This is a genomic window from Pseudomonas sp. NBRC 111130, from assembly GCF_001320485.1.
Taxonomy (GTDB): domain Bacteria; phylum Pseudomonadota; class Gammaproteobacteria; order Pseudomonadales; family Pseudomonadaceae; genus Aquipseudomonas; species Aquipseudomonas vlassakiae.
On the sequence record NZ_BCBG01000113.1, the window covers coordinates 1 to 1,126 of the forward strand.

The window sequence follows — 1,126 nt, forward strand, 5'->3', positions numbered from 1 at the left end:
ATCGGCCACGTTGACCACGGTAAGACCACTCTGACCGCAGCTCTGACTCGCGTCTGCTCCGAAGTTTTCGGTTCGGCCGTCGTTGAGTTCGACAAGATCGACTCGGCTCCAGAAGAAAAAGCACGCGGTATCACCATCAACACCGCTCACGTCGAGTACAACTCGAACATTCGTCACTACGCTCACGTTGACTGCCCAGGTCACGCTGACTACGTGAAGAACATGATCACCGGTGCTGCCCAGATGGACGGCGCGATCCTGGTTTGCTCGGCCGCCGATGGTCCGATGCCACAAACCCGTGAGCACATCCTGCTGTCCCGTCAGGTTGGCGTTCCGTACATCGTGGTCTTCCTGAACAAGGCTGACCTGGTAGACGACGCTGAGCTGCTGGAACTGGTCGAGATGGAAGTTCGCGACCTGCTGTCCACCTACGACTTCCCAGGCGACGACACTCCGATCATCATCGGTTCGGCTCGTATGGCGCTGGAAGGCAAAGACGACAACGAAATGGGCACTACCGCTGTCAAGAAGCTGGTAGAAACTCTGGATGCCTACATCCCTGAGCCAGTTCGTGCCATCGACCAGCCATTCCTGATGCCAATCGAAGACGTATTCTCGATCTCGGGCCGTGGTACCGTTGTTACCGGCCGTATCGAGCGTGGTATCGTTCGCGTTCAGGATCCGCTGGAAATCGTTGGTCTGCGTGACACCTCCACCACCACCTGCACCGGTGTCGAGATGTTCCGCAAGCTGCTGGACGAAGGCCGTGCTGGCGAGAACTGCGGCGTTCTGCTGCGTGGTACCAAGCGTGACGACGTTGAGCGTGGCCAGGTTCTGGTCAAGCCAGGTTCGGTCAAGCCGCACACCAAGTTCACCGCAGAAGTCTACGTCCTGTCGAAGGAAGAAGGCGGCCGTCACACTCCGTTCTTCAAAGGCTACCGTCCTCAGTTCTACTTCCGTACCACTGACGTGACCGGTAACTGCGAACTGCCGGAAGGCGTTGAAATGGTAATGCCAGGTGACAACATTCAGATGACTGTTACCCTGATCAAGACCATCGCAATGGAAGACGGTCTGCGCTTCGCTATCCGTGAAGGCGGTCGTACCGTCGGCGCCGGCGTCGTAG

The 1,126-nt window shown here is 57.7% G+C and carries 1 protein-coding gene; it reads left to right on the top strand.

Annotated elements, in window-relative coordinates; genetic code table 11:
• Positions 1-1,126: elongation factor Tu (tuf, locus tag APH33_RS26185; RefSeq protein WP_054887942.1), on the top strand; the 1,126-nt coding region annotated here is incomplete at both ends.